This is a genomic window from Streptomyces sp. NPDC008121 (assembly GCF_042957155.1).
GTDB lineage: Bacteria > Actinomycetota > Actinomycetes > Streptomycetales > Streptomycetaceae > Streptomyces.
The window spans coordinates 179633-194127 of sequence record NZ_JBIBHT010000001.1 but is presented as its reverse complement, the minus strand read 5'-3'; the positions used below and the strand labels follow the sequence as shown (position 1 = coordinate 194127).

General features: G+C 75.9%; 14 protein-coding genes. 6 read left to right on the top strand and 8 right to left on the bottom strand.

Translation table 11 applies throughout. The annotated features are described in order from the left end of the window. Window positions 1–76 precede the first annotated feature (76 nt). The gene (tpg, locus tag ACFZBD_RS00860) at window positions 77–634 is read left to right on the top strand and encodes a telomere-protecting terminal protein Tpg (protein ID WP_391133143.1); all 558 of its coding nucleotides are present in this window, start codon (window positions 77–79) and stop codon (window positions 632–634) included. A gap of 6 nt (window positions 635–640) precedes the next feature. Here the strand turns inward: tpg and ACFZBD_RS00855 are convergent, their stop codons facing one another. Next, complete coding sequence (locus ACFZBD_RS00855) at window positions 641–1570, bottom strand: EamA family transporter (RefSeq protein ID WP_391133140.1); 930 nt, start codon at window positions 1568–1570, stop codon at window positions 641–643. A 79-nt stretch (window positions 1571–1649) separates the two neighbouring features. Between ACFZBD_RS00855 and ACFZBD_RS00850 the strand changes: the two genes are divergently transcribed. Next, window positions 1650–2585: a LysR substrate-binding domain-containing protein gene (locus ACFZBD_RS00850; RefSeq protein ID WP_391135841.1), complete on the top strand. Its 936-nt coding sequence runs from the start codon at window positions 1650–1652 to the stop codon at window positions 2583–2585. On the opposite strand, the gene ACFZBD_RS00845 is transcribed toward ACFZBD_RS00850, so the two are convergent. The 3 genes from ACFZBD_RS00845 to ACFZBD_RS00835 form a co-directional block, all read right to left on the bottom strand. Continuing rightward, window positions 2500–3087, bottom strand: a complete 588-nt coding sequence (locus ACFZBD_RS00845) for an ASCH domain-containing protein (protein ID WP_391133137.1) — start codon at window positions 3085–3087, stop codon at window positions 2500–2502. The two genes, ACFZBD_RS00850 and ACFZBD_RS00845, sit on opposite strands and share 86 nt — an antisense overlap. A 75-nt stretch (window positions 3088–3162) precedes the next feature. Continuing rightward, window positions 3163–3735, bottom strand: a complete 573-nt coding sequence (locus tag ACFZBD_RS00840) for a GNAT family N-acetyltransferase (RefSeq protein ID WP_391133134.1) — start codon at window positions 3733–3735, stop codon at window positions 3163–3165. 88 nt (window positions 3736–3823) lie between these two features. Beyond that, window positions 3824–4762 carry a poly-gamma-glutamate hydrolase family protein gene (locus ACFZBD_RS00835; RefSeq protein WP_391133131.1) on the bottom strand — a complete coding sequence of 313 codons (939 nt, stop codon included), beginning with the start codon at window positions 4760–4762 and terminating at the stop codon, window positions 3824–3826. Between the two features lie 216 nt (window positions 4763–4978). Here ACFZBD_RS00835 and ACFZBD_RS00830 point away from each other — a divergent pair, with 216 nt between their 5' ends. From ACFZBD_RS00830 to ACFZBD_RS00815, 4 genes are all read left to right on the top strand, one after another. After that, window positions 4979–6304: a polyprenyl synthetase family protein gene (locus ACFZBD_RS00830; protein WP_391133128.1), complete on the top strand. Its 1326-nt coding sequence runs from the start codon at window positions 4979–4981 to the stop codon at window positions 6302–6304. Then, window positions 6301–7959, top strand: coding sequence for a phytoene desaturase family protein (gene crtI / locus ACFZBD_RS00825; RefSeq protein ID WP_391133125.1), 1659 nt, complete (start codon window positions 6301–6303; stop codon window positions 7957–7959). The genes ACFZBD_RS00830 and crtI overlap by 4 nt, the downstream gene beginning before the upstream one ends. After that, on the top strand, window positions 7956–8966 hold the full coding sequence (locus ACFZBD_RS00820) for a squalene/phytoene synthase family protein (protein ID WP_391133122.1): 1011 nt from the start codon (window positions 7956–7958) through the stop codon (window positions 8964–8966). The genes crtI and ACFZBD_RS00820 overlap by 4 nt, the downstream gene beginning before the upstream one ends. A gap of 83 nt (window positions 8967–9049) precedes the next feature. Further along, on the top strand, window positions 9050–10021 hold the full coding sequence (locus tag ACFZBD_RS00815) for a DUF5914 domain-containing protein (RefSeq protein WP_391135838.1): 972 nt from the start codon (window positions 9050–9052) through the stop codon (window positions 10019–10021). Between the two features lie 149 nt (window positions 10022–10170). Here the strand turns inward: ACFZBD_RS00815 and ACFZBD_RS00810 are convergent, their stop codons facing one another. From ACFZBD_RS00810 to ACFZBD_RS00795, 4 genes are read right to left on the bottom strand one after another with little or no spacing between them, the layout of a single operon-like run. Continuing rightward, on the bottom strand, window positions 10171–11730 hold the full coding sequence (locus tag ACFZBD_RS00810; RefSeq protein WP_391133119.1) for an FAD-dependent oxidoreductase: 1560 nt from the start codon (window positions 11728–11730) through the stop codon (window positions 10171–10173). Next, complete coding sequence (locus ACFZBD_RS00805; protein WP_391133116.1) at window positions 11727–12461, bottom strand: class I SAM-dependent methyltransferase; 735 nt, start codon at window positions 12459–12461, stop codon at window positions 11727–11729. The genes ACFZBD_RS00810 and ACFZBD_RS00805 overlap by 4 nt, the downstream gene beginning before the upstream one ends. Then, complete coding sequence (locus ACFZBD_RS00800; RefSeq protein WP_391133113.1) at window positions 12458–13705, bottom strand: lycopene cyclase family protein; 1248 nt, start codon at window positions 13703–13705, stop codon at window positions 12458–12460. Before ACFZBD_RS00800 ends, ACFZBD_RS00805 begins: the two co-directional genes overlap by 4 nt. Then, window positions 13702–14472, bottom strand: a complete 771-nt coding sequence (locus ACFZBD_RS00795) for an SDR family NAD(P)-dependent oxidoreductase (protein WP_391133110.1) — start codon at window positions 14470–14472, stop codon at window positions 13702–13704. Before ACFZBD_RS00795 ends, ACFZBD_RS00800 begins: the two co-directional genes overlap by 4 nt. Window positions 14473–14495 lie beyond the last annotated feature (23 nt).

The following is a 14495-nucleotide window of genomic DNA, read 5'->3' as shown; positions in this document are numbered from 1 at the left end:
GCCCACGGACAGCAGACGACAGCCGGCGGTCGAGAGCCGGTGGACGGCGAACGAAGGACAGGAGGAGGCGACGGCGATGGCATCGGTCGGAGAGGGGCTCGACAGGGCCCTGGAGCGGGTGTTCACCCGCCCCGTCCCCAAGAGCGCGGGCGCGCGCATGCGTTACCTCGTCAAGCAGAGCAAAGGCAGCACCAAGACCGTCGCACAGCTGCTGCGGGTGTCCCAGCGCACCGTCGAGCGGTACGTGAAGGGGCAGCTCAGGACGCCGCGTCCCGAGCTCGCCGACCGCATGGAGCGCGAGGTGCGGAAGCGCTGGCAGCCCCAGGTCCGGGCGAAGGCGAAGAGGACGGCCGCCACCTCCGCCGGTCTCGTCATCGACACCCGCGCCCGCTTCGGCTACACCGCCGCGCCCGGCACCACCGACGACGCCCGCGTCCGCCACCTCACCGTCGCCCTGCCGCCCCGCCACGCCGCGCGCCTCTTCGACGCCCACGACCAGGGAGCCGGCGAAGGACGGCTCCAGCAGCTCGCCGCCGAGGCGCTCGGAGAGGTGTACTTCCGCGACAACGGCCGCCGCGCGCACGGCCTTCTGGTGGAGTACACCGACCCCGAGCACATCGAGTTCGACCTCTAGACGAACTCAGGCTGGTGGGCGGGCGGGCGCCGAGGTGGAGGCGGGAAGGTGGGTCGCGGCGATCGCGGTAAGGGCCAGGGCGAACCCGAGGAGTTGGACCGGGCCGAGCGTCTGGCCGAGCAGCACGGCTCCGAGGGCGGCGGCGACCAGCGGGGAGAGCAGGACGAGGAACGCGACAGAGGTGACCGGCAAGGCCGTGATGCCGCGGAACCACAGCACGAAGGCAACCAGGCCGCCGACCAGCCCGAGCCACCCGTAGCCCAGGGCCGCGGGCGCGTCGATCGCTGGAGGCGCCCCCTCGGCCAGGAAGGTGAGCGGCAGCAGGAACAGGCCGCCCGCCGTGAGCTGCCACCCCGCGAACGCCGCGGGCCCGGCCCCCGGGGGGCGCCCCCATCGCTTGGTGAGCGTCACCCCCAGCGCCATGGACCCCGCGCCGGCGAGGCCCGCCGCGACCCCCACGACGTCGAGGGCGGCGCTCGGGCCGATCACCACCAGGCCGACGCCGGCCATGCCGGTGACGCCCCAGCCGAGGCGGCGTACGGACAGCCGCTCGCGCAGGACCGCCACCGCCAGCAGGGCGACGACGAGCGGCTGGGCCGCCGCCAGGGTGGCGGCGACACCGCCCGGCAGCCGCTCCGCCGCGACGACGAGCAGCGGGAAGAGCAGCCCGATGTTCAGCACCCCGAGGACCGCGGCCTTCCACCACCAGGCCCCGCGCGGCAACGTCCGGCCGAGCGCCAGTGCGATCAGCCCGGCGGGCAGGGCGCGCAGCAGTCCGGCGAAGAACGGGTGGCCCGCGGGCAGGAGTTCGGTGGTGACGACGTAGAACGTGCCCCAGGAGACGGGAGCGAGCGCGGTCAGCAGGAGAAGGGGCGTCGAGCCCCCGGCGCTCCCGCTTCCGGCCGAAGGGAGGCGTACGGGTGGGGGAGAGGTCATGCCCACAGTCTCGATTCGGGGCGATCGATGAGTCCAACACATGCTTGTCATCCCATCGATCGCGAACGACGATGGATCGATGGAGCTCCAGCAGATGCGGTACGTCATCGCCGTCGCCGAGACCCGCAGCTTCACGCGGGCCGCCGAGCGCTGCCTGGTCGTCCAGTCCGCCCTCAGCCACCAAGTCGCCCGCCTGGAGAAGGAACTGGGCGCCAGGCTCTTCGAGCGCACCAGCCGCCGGGTGCGCCTCACCCCGGCCGGTGCGGCCTTCCTGCCCGCCGCGCGCCAATGCCTGGAGGCGGCCGGACGGGCTGCCGCCGAGGTCGCCGCCGCGGTCGGTGAGGTACGCGGACGGCTCACCGTGGGCCTGATCCCCACCGTCGCCGCCGTCGACATCCCCGGCGCTCTGCGCGACTTCCGCCGGCGCCATCCGGCCGTCCGCGTCGGCCTGCGCGTCGGCGCGAGCGAGGAACTCGTCGAACAGGTCGCGGAGGGCACCCTCGACCTGGCCTTCCTCGGGCTGCCGACCACCGCGCGCCCCCACGGCGTGCACGGGCGGGAACTCGCGCGGGACCGGCTCGTCGCCGTGGTGGCCCCGGACCACCCCCTCGCCGGGGAGCGGTCGGTCGGCCTTCGCCGGCTCTCCCCCGAGGTGTTCGTGGACCTGCCGCCGGACACGGCCGGGCGGACGCAGTCCGATCAGGCCTTCGCGGCCGCCGGCCTCGCCCGGGAGGTCGCCTTCGAGGTGACCACCGCCGACTCCCTGATGGCCCGGCTCGTCGGCGAGGGGCTCGGCATCGCCCTGCTCCCCTCCGCGTACGCACCCCGGCTCACCGGCGTCGTCACCGTCGAGGTCACCGACGCGCCGACCCGCGTCGAGTACGTGGTGTGGAGCCGCGCCGGCCGCACGCCCGCCGCGACCGCGTTCCTCACCTCACTCGGGATCCCGGACGCGCCGGCCGACGACACCGGTCGCGAGGTCGGCACTGAGGCGGACGACTCCGTCGGCGAGTGAGGCGGGCGCGAGACGTCGGTCTCGCGGCGGTGGCGGTCGTCTCCGGCTCGTCCTCGGTGGCGAACAGGTCTCCGCCCGGCGCGGCGGCGTCCGGAGGGATCAACCCGCGCCGACGCGCACGAAGCGCACCGCACACGACCGGGGTGGTCGCGTCGACATGGCGGCCCTCGGTGTCCGTCCAGAAGCGGAGGTGGGCCCTTCGCCAGTGCTCCAGGTCGGTGTAGCCCTCGCCTTCCGCCCGGGCGAAGGACCAGGGCACCTCGAGGAAGGGGTGCGTCCGCACGTCCGTGACCTCGAGGACGGCGAGGACGGCGCCGCCGTTGTCGAGGAGGGCGAGGTGTTCCCCCGGGGCCTCGAGCCCCTCGCCCTCCTCGGTGTACTCGGCCCGCAGGGTGGCGGTCGCCGTCTTCGCGCCGTCCAGGACGAGGGCGTTGAGTTCGTCGCGCAGGGCGCCGGGGCTCCCGAGCTCCAGCGTGCGCATACCGTTGATCCGAGGCCACATGCGGGCGAGCGTACCCGGGGCCCTCACCGCGACCTGCCCCCTGTTCGCCGCGCTCACCATCGCAGGACCCGCGGGTCAGCGCAGGTCGCGGCGCATCAGGATCCGGGGGTGGCCCGCCAGCACCGATGTCGTGTCGGCGGTGTGGACGAAGCCGGCCCGTTCGAAGTTCTTCCGCAGACCGGCGTACGCCATCGTCAGGTCGACCTTCGCGTCGCCGTTGTCCAGGGGGTACGCCTCGACGACCGGCGCGCCCTGAGCGCGGGCGAACGCGACCGCGCCGTCGATGAGGGCGTGCGAGATGCCCTGCTTGCGGTGGCCCGGGCGGACGCGGACGCACCACAGGGACCACACCGGCAGGTCGTCGACGTGCGGGATCTTGCGGTTGCGGGCGAACGAGGTGTCCGCGCGCGGTGCGACGGCGGCCCAGCCGACCGGCTCGTCGCCGTCGTAGGCGAGCACCCCGGGCGGCGGCCCCTTCCGGCACAGCTCGGCGACGTAGTCACCGCGCGCGGGCCCGCGCAGCTCGTTGTTGAGCTTGGACGGGATCCGGTGGCTCAGGCACCAGCAGACGTTGGCACCGGGCGACTTCGGTCCGAGCACCGCCCGCAGGTCCGCGAAGTCCGAAGCCGGGCGCACATCGATGGCCATGTCCCCACGATGCCACGAGAAGCGGGGGAGGCGCCGGGACGCCCGGCCGCGACGCCCGACCGCAGGCCCCGGCGGGGCGCGGTGTCGCTCACCGTACGGAGTCGCGGCCCTGCTCGTGACGGTCGATCGCCTCGCGTACGGCGCCCACGAAGCCGTTCCAGAAGTGGGCCTGGTGACCGGTGCCCACACCGGCGGTCCGCCGCCGGTTGGCGGCGCCGTCGAACTCCCCGAACATGGCCCGGCGCAGCTCGGTGGAGATCTCCAGCTGGGCGCCGGAACCCGTCCGAGTCCGGTTGACGATGTTCGTCGGGTCGTCGCCGTTCAGCGGGCTGTCGACGCCTGCGACGACCACCTTCACCACCAGGTCGGCGTCGCCGTTCTCCGGGGTGAAGCCGTGTGCGGCGAACGCCGCCGCCAGGTTCCGCATCAGCCGCTGGTCCCGGCCGCCGATGAGGATCTGCTTGGCCGGACCCGTCTCCGGACGGAACCCGTGCAGGGAGACCGCGTACAGGTTATCGCCGCAGACGGCCAGCGCGGCCGGGTCGTCGCAGTGGGTCGAGGTGACGTGGAGGTCGTCGTGGGAGACCAGCGCCTCGAACATCCAGTAGTCCCGCTGCGGCACACCCGCTTTCGGCGCGGGGAGGGTGGCCCCGGCGCCGGCGAGTTCGTAACCGGCGATGGCGAGGCACAGCTCGCTGGTGCCGGCCTCGATGCCGCCGCCGTGCGGGGCGATGACCGCCGTGCTGCGGACGGCCTCGCTCGTCCCGCTCGCGTTGTCGAGGAGACCGGGGCGGGCGCCGCTGCGGAAGCGGCGCGTCCAGTCGACGCCCTCCTGGAAGGCGCCGCTGCTGTACAGCGCGGTGTTGGAGGCGAACCGCTCCGCCGGGGCCGTCGTCCCGGACAGCGGCGCGGCGGCGGGCGTGGCGGCGGTGGCGACGCCGCCACCCCCGGTGACGTCGCTCAGCAGCGGCAGGCCCGCGACGGCGGCGACGGAGGTCAGGACGGTACGGCGACTGGTCGGCTTCATCGGATGATCATCTCCGATGGCCGGTCCGTACCGGAAGCCCCTCCCGGACCCGACCTCGATTCCCCGGTCCCGCCGTCCCTCCGCGGCCGGTGTTCCGCCGGGCGGGTGACTCGCCTTCCGGTGGGGCGGCACAACGGGCAGGCATGAGCGCATCCGGGTGCGAGCCGACAGCCGAAGTAGTGCGCGTGCGCGGAAACGGAACCTGAGGGGAGTGCCATGCTCCGTACGAGTGCGACGGCGGCGGGGAGGACGGCGGCCGCCGCTCCCGCGAACGGCGCCGCCCTCGCCGGCGCGACCGCCGGCGGGACGCGGACCTGCGGTCCACGCACCGCCGGGGAAGCGATCGCGGCCGTCGAGGTCGCCCTCGCGGACCATCTCGACCACCGAGTCCGGGAGGCCCGGGCGATCGACGACGTGTTCGCGGGGGAGGTCGCGCAGCGGGTGGCCGGGTTCGTCCGCGGCGGCGGGAGACGGCTGCGGACGGCCTTCGTGTGGTGCGGCTGGCAGGCCGCGGGCGGGGGCGGCGACCCCGACGGCCCGGTCCGGATCGGCGCGGCCATCGAACTGCTGCAGGCCTGCGCGCTGATACACGACGACCTCATGGACGGCTCGCCCGTGCGCCGCGGCGCACCGGCCGTGCACCGGCAGTTCGCCGAGCTGCACCGGACGGGCCGCATGAACGGTTCAGCGGACGCCTACGCCGCCACCGCGGCCGTGCTGGCCGGCGATCTGGCGCTGGCGTGGGCCGACGACCTGCTCACCGAGACGGCCCTCGCGCTGCCCCCGCACGCCGGACGGCAGGTCCACGGCGAATGGCGGGCGATGCGCGGGGAGATGGTCGCCGGGCAGTACCGCGACGTGCGCGCGCAGGCCACCGGCTCGTCCGCCGTCGACGAGGCCCTCGGCATCGCGACACTGAAGAGCGCGCTGTACACCGTCGTACGGCCGCTGGCCCTCGGCGCGCGCATGGCCTGCGCCGAGACCGACGACCGGGCCTTGGACGCGCTGCGCGCCGCGGGCCGGTGCGCAGGCCTCGCGTTCCAGGTTCGCGACGACCTGCTCGGTGTCTACGGCGACCCGGCCGAGACCGGCAAGCCCGCCGACGACGACCTGCGCGCGCGGAAGCTGACCTATCTCCTCGCGGTGGCCCTCAAGCGGGCGACGGAGGCGCGGGACGCGGACGCCGTCGACGCCCTCGGACCCGGCCGCGCGCCCCGCTCCGAACCGGACATCGCCCGCATGCGCGCCGCCCTGGAGCGGACGGGGGCCCGCGCGGTGGTGGAGGACGAGATCGTCGACCTGTGCGCCCGCAGCGTGCGCCACTTCGCGTCCACCGGAGCGGGCCCCCGCGTGCAGGCCGAGTTCGCCGCCCTGGTGGCCACGGCCGCCGGCCTGCGCCCGGCGCCGGAGAGGGAGGGGTCGGCCGCGGGCCTGCGCCAGGCGCCGGAGAGGGAGACCGTGGCCGAGCTTCTGCGCCCGGCGGCGGACACGGAGAGCACGGCCGCGGGCCTGCGCCCGCCGGCGGAGAGGGAGACCCCGTGAAGACCGTGTCCGGACCCACGGACCACGTGGTGGTGGTCGGCGCCGGGCTCTCCGGGCTCGCCGCCGCGCTCCACCTCCTCGGCGCGGGCCGCCGGGTGACCGTCGTCGAACGGGACGCGGGGCCCGGCGGCCGGGCCGGCCGGCTCGACGCCGGCGGCTACCGCATCGACACCGGCCCCACCGTCCTGACCATGCCGCACCTCGCCGACGAGGCGTTCGCCGCCGTCGGCGACAGCCTGTACCGCCGTGTGGAACTGATCCCCCTGCACCCCGCCTACCGCGCGCGGTTCGCCGACGGCACCGGCCTGGACGTCCATACCGAAGGCGACGCCATGGAGGCCGAGGTCAGGCGCTTCGCCGGCCCCGCGGAGGCCGAGGGCTACCGCCGCCTGCGCACCTGGCTCGGCCGGCTGTACCGGGCGCAGATGCGCCGCTTCATCGACACCAACTTCGACTCGCCCTTCCAGCTCCTCCACCCGGACCTGGCCCGGCTGGCCGCCCTGGGCGGCTTCGGACGCCTGGACGCGCGGATCGGCGCCTTCCTCTCCGACGAGCGGCTGCGCAGGGTCTTCTCCTTCCAGGCGCTGTACGCGGGAGTGGCGCCGGCCCGCGCCCTCGCCGCCTACGCCGTCATCGCGTACATGGACACCGTCGCCGGCGTCTGGTTCCCGAAGGGCGGCATGCACGCCCTGCCCCGGGCGATGGCGGACGCCGCGGCCGAAGCGGGCGGGGCCTTCCGCTGGTCGGCCGAGGTGAACGCGCTGGAGACCTCGGCGGGACGGGTGCGGGCCGTGCGCCTGGCCTCCGGTGAGCGGATCGCCTGCGACGCGGTCGTCCTCACCCCCGATCTGCCCGTCGTGCACCGCCTCCTGGGGCGTGCCCCGAGACGCCCGGTGCCGCTGCGCCACGCACCGTCCGCCGTGGTCCTCCACGCCGGCACCGACCGCACCTGGCCGGAGCTCGCCCACCACACGCTCTCCTTCGGCGCCGCGTGGGAGGGGACCTTCGAGGAACTGACGCGTACGGGACGGCTGATGAGCGACCCCTCGCTGCTGATCACCCGGCCGACCACGCACGACCCGGGCCTCGCGCCGCCCGGGAAGCACCTGCACTACGTCCTCGCCCCGTGCCCCAACACCGCGACGGGCCCGTCGGCCGCCGACTGGCGGGACCTCGGGCCCCGCTACCGCGACAGCGTCGTCGCCGAGCTGGAACGGCGGGGGCTGGAGGGCTTCGGGGCCTCCCTCGACCAGGAGGTCCTGGTCACCCCGGCGGACTGGACGGCCCAGGGCCACGGGGCGGGCAGCCCGTTCTCGGTCGCGCACACGTTCGCCCAGACCGGCCCCTTCCGACCCCGCAACCTCGTTCGCGGCTACGACAACGTCGTCCTGGCGGGCTGCGGGACGACCCCCGGGGTCGGCGTCCCCACGGTCCTCATCAGCGGCCGGCTCGCCGCCGCCCGCATCACGGGTGCCCCCCGCCCGACCGGTGCGGGCCGCCCCGCCCGGCCGCCGCGCGGCGCGGACCGGGCCGCCACCCCCACGCCAGGGCCGTCGAGCGGCCCTCCCGTGACCGCCCCCGGCACGCCCCGTCCGCCGGGCGGCCCCGTCCCTCCCGTGCGCACCCCCGTCCCGGACCCGAAAGGCATCACATGACCCGTCGTGAACTCGACGCGGCCGGGGTCACGGACCCCGGCCTCCGCGCCGCCTACACCCGTTGCCGGCAGCTCAACGCCCGCCACGGCCGCACGTACTTCCTCGCCACCCGCCTCCTGCCGCTCGAACGCCGGTGCGCCGTCCACGCGTTGTACGGCTTCGCCCGCTGGGCGGACGACATCGTCGACGACCTCGACCGGGCGCAGCCCCCGGCGGAGCGCGACCGGCTGCTCCGCCTGCTGGAGAGCGACCTGGCGCGCGGCCTCCGGACCGGCCACGGCGACGAACCGGTCGTACGGGCGGTCGCGGACACCGCCGAGCGGTACGCCATCGACCCCGGCCTCTTCGCCGACTTCCTGGCCTCCATGCGCAGCGATTTGAGCGTCACCGACTATCCGACCTACGCGGACCTGCACGCCTACATGCACGGTTCGGCCGCGGTGATCGGTCTGCAGATGCTGCCGGTCCTCGGGACGGTCGTCGACCGGGAGACGGCGGCGCCCCACGCCGCGGCGCTCGGGCGGGCGTTCCAGCTCACCAACTTCCTCCGCGACGTGGGGGAGGACCTGGAGCGCGGCCGGGTCTACCTCCCGGCCGATCTGCTCGCCGCCCACGGCGTCCACCGGCCCCTGCTCGAATGGAGCCGCCGCACCGGCGGCCGGGACGCGCGCATCCGCTCCGCGTTCGTCGAGTTCGAGGCCCTGACCCGGGACGTCTACCGGGAGGCGGCGCCCGGGATCGCCATGCTCGAACCCCGGGTGCGGCCGTGCATCCGTACCGCGTACACGCTCTACGGAGGCATCCTGGACGCGATCGCCGCCGACGACTACGCCGTTCTGCACCGCCGGTCCGCCGTCCCGCGCCGGCGCCGGACGGCGACGGCCGCGGCAGGTCTCGTACGGATCCTGGCCGCGCGGCTCCGCCCCCGGACCGGGAGCGCGCCGACGCCATTCCCGCGGACGCCGTCCTCGCCCACCCCGGCGCCGCGCGAGGGGGTGCGCCCGTGAACCACGGGACCGGCGGCACGGAGAGAACGGGCGGACGGGGAAGGCCGGGCGGCGGGGGCGGGAGGAAGCCGTGGACCTCGCCGCTGCGGGTGCGCCGCCCTCCCGCCTGGGAACGGCAGCCCTCCCCGTGGCGGGAGGCGAAACCGGCCCTGATCGCCGAAGCGCTCGAGCGCGCCACGGCCAGGCCGTCGGGGAACTGGTTCGTCGTCGGCGCCTCGCGCGAGATCGAGGCGGGCGGCCGGGCGTACGGCAGGACCGTCGGCGGTGTGGAGGTCGTCCTGTGGCGCGGCGAGGACGGCGGGCTGCGCGGCGGACCGGGCGCCTGCCCCCACCTGGGGGCTCCGCTGCGCGACAGCAGGGTCGTGTGCGGGACGCTCGTGTGCCACTGGCACGGGCTGGCCCTCGAAGGCGGTCCGTACGCCGGGTGGGAGCCGTTTCCCGTCCACGACGACGGAGTGCTGGTGTGGGTGCGCCTCGACACGGTCGGCGGCGAACCCCCCTCGGAGCGGCCGATGGTGCCGGAGCGGCCGAGGAGCGAAAGCTCGGTCGACGCGGTGTACACGGCGGTGGGGCGGTGCGAGCCGGAGGACGTGGTCGCCAACCGGCTCGATCCCTGGCACGGCTCCTGGCTGCACCCCTACGCCTTCGTCAACCTGCGGGTGGCCGGGACCCCGCACGGCGGCGAGGACGACGACGCGTTCGCCGTCGACGTCTCGTTCCGGGTCGCGGGCAGCCTGGTGGTGCCGGTACGGGCCGAGTTCACCGCGCCCACGCCCCGCACGGTCCTCATGCGCATCACCGACGGCGAGGGCGCCGGATCGGTGGTCGAGACGCATGCCACGCCGCTGACCCCGCGGGGGCACGGCGTCCCGCGCACCGCCGTGATCGAGGCGGTCGTCGCGGCCTCCGACCGGCGGGGCTTCGCCCTGGCCCGGGCCGCGGCGCCCGTGCTCCGCCCGCTGATGCGCCGCACCGCCGGCCGCCTGTGGCGGGACGACCTCGCCTACGCCGAACGCCGCTGGTCGCTGCGGAGCACCGGCCGCTTCCCTGGCTGACCACGTCCACGACGGCGGGAGGCCCCAGGGCTTTTCGAGGGCCTCCCGCCGCCGTGCGGAACGTCTCGCCCGGGAGCGGCCTCAGGCACGCTCCGCCCGGGCGGCGCATGCCGGTTCGTTCCGGCCTCGGCCCCGGGCCGTCGCCCGTCTCAGCGGTCCCTCCCCAGCGCGGCCAGTGCCCGGAGCGCGCGCGAGCGCCCGGCGCGCGGCACCGTCCAGAGCGCCTGGCCGCGCACCCCCCACCCGGCGAGCAGGGCGTTGGCCGCCAGGAAGCCGGAGGTCGCCGCGCGTTCCATCAGGGCCACGGGCAGCCCGGTGCGGACCAGGTCGCCCGCCACCATGACGCGCGGGTGCGGGGTGCGCACGGTCGGCCGGCGGTGGTAGCCGCCCACCGGGAACGCCGGGCAGTCGCAGCGCCATTCGTGGTGGGCGTCCACGATCCGGGCGTCGCGGGTCTCCGGGTACACCTCGTGCAGCTGGGAGACCAGACGCTCCTGCACCTCCTTCGGTTCGGCGTCCCCGTCCACGGCGTAGGCGTGAAGTTCGACCACGGAGCCGCCCGTACGCCCGGCCCAGCGGGCGGCCTCGCCCTCCCAGCGGTCCAGGACGCTGATGTTGTCGAGATCGCCGTAGCCGCTGGTGCCCAGGAAACCGGCCCGGTCCGCGCGGACCGGCCGGTCGAGCCAGAGGCGCGAGACGAGGAAGGGCGGTGCCGTGCGCAGGGCGGCGATGTCCTCCCGCCAGTTCGCGTCGCCGAGGCCCGGTGAGGCGCCGGCCACCGCGCGCAGGCCCGCCGCGTCCAGGGCCAGGACGACGGCCTGGTGCCGGTCGGACGTCCCCTCGGCGTCGACGGCCAGCCCACCGTCGTCGAGCGGCCGGACGCCGCCGACCGCCGTGCCGGTCCGCAGCCGTACGCCCAGCCGCTCCAGCCTGCGGCCCAGCGGCTCCCACAGCGCCTGCGGGAACGGCTCGCGCGGCACGTCGAAGAGCAGGCCCTCGGACGAACCGAGGAAGTAGATGTGGAACATCAGCAGCAGCTCGGCGGCGGACAGTTCGGCCGGGTCGACGAAGAAGCTGCGGGAGAAGACCTCGAACGCCAGGTGGTGCGCCGCCTCGGGGAAGCGGATGTCCCGCAGCAGATCGCGGGCGCTGACGCCGTCGAACCGCTCGTACACCTCGGGCACCCGGACGTCGAGCAGCGGCAGCGCCGCCCGGGGGTTCATCGACGCCAGATCGCGCCAGCCGAAGGTCGGACTGAGGGCGACGAATCCGAGAGCGCTCCACGGCGGCGTCCTCGGGACGCGGGCGAAGCTGTCGGTCAGCCCGTCGCGGTGCCGCAGCGGATAGTCGGGCAGCGGGGTGAGCGCGCGCAGACCGGGATCCGCGCGGCGCAACAGGCCGCGCAGGTTGTAGTACTGGCGGAAGAAGGCGTGGAAGCCGCGGCTCATCGTCGCGCCCGATCCGTCCGCCAGGTCGACGGGCCGGCCGGCGAGACGGCCGCCGAGCGCCGTCTCCCGCTCGTACAGCGTCACGCGGACCCCGCGTTCGGCCAGCGCCGTCGCCGCGGCGAGGCCGGCGATGCCGCCGCCGACGACGGCGGTACTCGGCGGCTCGCCGGTGACGTGTTCCCGTCCCGGCGCGGGCAGCAGGAGTTCGGCCCGGGGATCGCGGCCGGGGCGGGCGGCGCGGGGCCGGTGCGCGGCCCTCATCGGGCGGGGCCCGGGGCGGGCCGCAAGGCGTCGCCGGCGACGAAGGTGTGGACGATGCCGGTCTGCCAGCCGGCCACGGGCAGGGCGCGGACGAAGGGGAACCCGGCGCGCGCGACCCGGGCCGCGAACGCCTCGGCGGTGTCGAAGTCCAGCACACTGCGCCACAGGTGGCGGTAGAGCCCGCCGTCGCCGCTAACCGTCCCCACCGGGACGATCACCCCCGCGCAGACCGCGTTCCACAGGGCGCGGTGCACCGGTGAACCGCTGAGGCTGTACTCGTGCACCACGAGCCGGCCACCGGGGCGCAGGAGCGCACGGACGGCGCGCAGAACGGCATCCGGATCGGTGACGTTGCGGAACAGATAGGCGGCGAAGACGGCGTCGTACGGCTTCCGGTCCTCGGCGGTGAGCAGCTCCTCGGCGGCCAGGTGCCGGAAGCGCACGTTCGCCGGCCAGCTCTTCGCGAGGGCACGCTCCAGCATGCCGGCCGACGCGTCGACGGCCTCGATCCGCGCGCGGGGCGCGGCCCGCACCAGGGCCCGTGTCGACGAACCCGTACCGCAGCCGAGGTCGAGGACGCGCAGGCCGGCGCCCCCGCGGGGGAGGCCGAGCCGGTGCGCCGAGCGCAGCAGGTCGGTGCGGTAGCCGGGGTTGAGCGCGGTGAGGCGGTCGTAGGAGGGGGCGGCGTGGTCGAAGGCGCGGGCGAGGTCGCGGTCGCGCAGGAGCGTCATGTACGGCTCTCCTCGGGTCGGCTGGCGGCACGGCGGGGCAGGAACGGAAGCTCGGCGGCGGTGCGGAGCATCGGACCGACGGGGGTGCGCAGACCGATGCCGAACTCCTCCCACGGCGTGCTGCGGCCGTCGAGGAAACGCAGCAGCCGCTCCATCGGGACGCGGCGGAAGAGGCCGGTGAAGAACTCGGGTCCGTCGATCCGTCCGGTGTCGAGCGCCCGGAGCAGGACGGCGTCCATCGCGAGCGCCCGGCGGGCGTGGGGGCGGGGGACGTGCGCGGCGCCGTCGCGCAGCGCGGCGGCGATGGCCCGGCTCTGCCGCTGCACCGCCGCGAAGGTGTAGCCGGTCGCGGGCCGGGTGGCCCCGCCGGCCGCCCCGATGCGGAAGACGGCGGGCCCGACCCGGCGCGGGAACCGCGCGTCGGTCATCGGGATGACCCCCTGTTCGGTGGAGTCCACGCCCAGCGGCCCCAGGCGGAGCACGTTCCCGGTGTAGTGCCGCAGGGCCTCGTCGTACGCGGCCGTGGTCAGCGGCGTCCTGGAGAACTCGGTGTACTCGACGAGGGCCCGCTCCGGGCCGAGCGGCAGGACGTAGCCGAACGCGAGCCCGTGGCGGGGCTGGGGCACCCGGAAGTCCATGAGGTCGGCCACCCCGGTGTCGAAGCGCGGGGACGCGGTGCGCACGAACCAGCCGCGGAAGTGCTGGAAGAGGGTCGTGCGGGAGGGCGGCAGCCCGGGCGGGGGCCGCGAGTCGAAGACGTACCGGCCGCGCAGGGTCAGCGTCCGGCCGTCCCCGGTGGCGCACCGCACCTCGGCCCCCTCCGGCACGTTCCGTACGGTGTGGGCCGTGGCGCGCAGCACGCGGGCCGCCGGGTGCGCGGCCAGCCGGGCGTGGACCAGCCGTTCGAAGTCCTGTGACCGCAGCATGCGGTACCGCAGCGGGGCGGGCGCCGCTTCGACGACGCCGCCGTCCGGCGCGCGGACCCGCATCCGCGGCCAGGAGGCGGTCACTGCCTCCTCGAACTCGCCGGGTCCGTCGTCCCAGGAGCACCAGGTGCGTTCAGCCGGCCGCAGGGGGCCGTCGGGGGCCTCCACCACGGTCAGCGCCGTCGTCCCCGTCCGGGTGAGCCAGTGCGCGAGGCTGAGCCCGGCCGCGCCCCCGCCCAGGATGACGACATCGTCCACCCGGTCCCGCCCGCCGCCGCCGGGCCCCGCCCGCCGGGACGTACCGGCCTCGCGGCTCACCGGGCCCGCCGTTCCAGGACCGGGGCGTGGCCGTCCCATCGCACGCGCTCGGTCTCCGAGCCCAGCGCCTCGGCCACCGTCCGTACGGCGAGCGCCACATCGCCGCCCGCGGGCATCGGCGGTGGGCTGCCGCTGACGGCCCGGTCGGCGAAGCCGGTCTCCAGATGGCCGAGACGGATGTCGAGGACCCGGACGCCGTCGTCCCGGACCTCGCGGCGCACGGCGTCCAGCCAGGCGCTCAACGCCGCCTTGGAGGCGCAGTAGTCGGCCATCGCCGGCTGCGGGCGCTCCACCACCACCCCCGTGACGGCGGCGAGGACACCGCCCCGGCCGAGGGGGTGTCCTGCCGATCTTGCCGGGTTCGCGGTGTCCGGCCCGATCGACGAGACACCCCCGAGGATCCCGAGCGCCGCCCGGAGCATCGCCGCGGGCGCCGCGAAGTTCACCGTCATCAGGTGCTCCGCCACGGCGTCCGTCACCTCGCCCGCCCGGCCGAAGGCGACCGAGCCGAACGCCGTCAGCACCGCGTCCAGGCCCCCGAGTTCTCGGGCCGCCGTCTCCACGGCGCGGGCGCACCCGTCGAGGTCGTACGCCTCGAAGGAGACCGTGGGGCAGCCGCCGTGCCGCGCGGCGGCGCGCGCCAGCCGGCCGGGGTCCCGCCCGGCCAGCGCCAGTCGGGCGCCCCGCTCGGCGAGCTCGTCCGCCACCGCGCTCCCGATGACGCCCGTCGCGCCCGCCACCAGCACACGCGCACCGTTGATGTCCACGCCTCACTCCCGTCGGGTGCCGC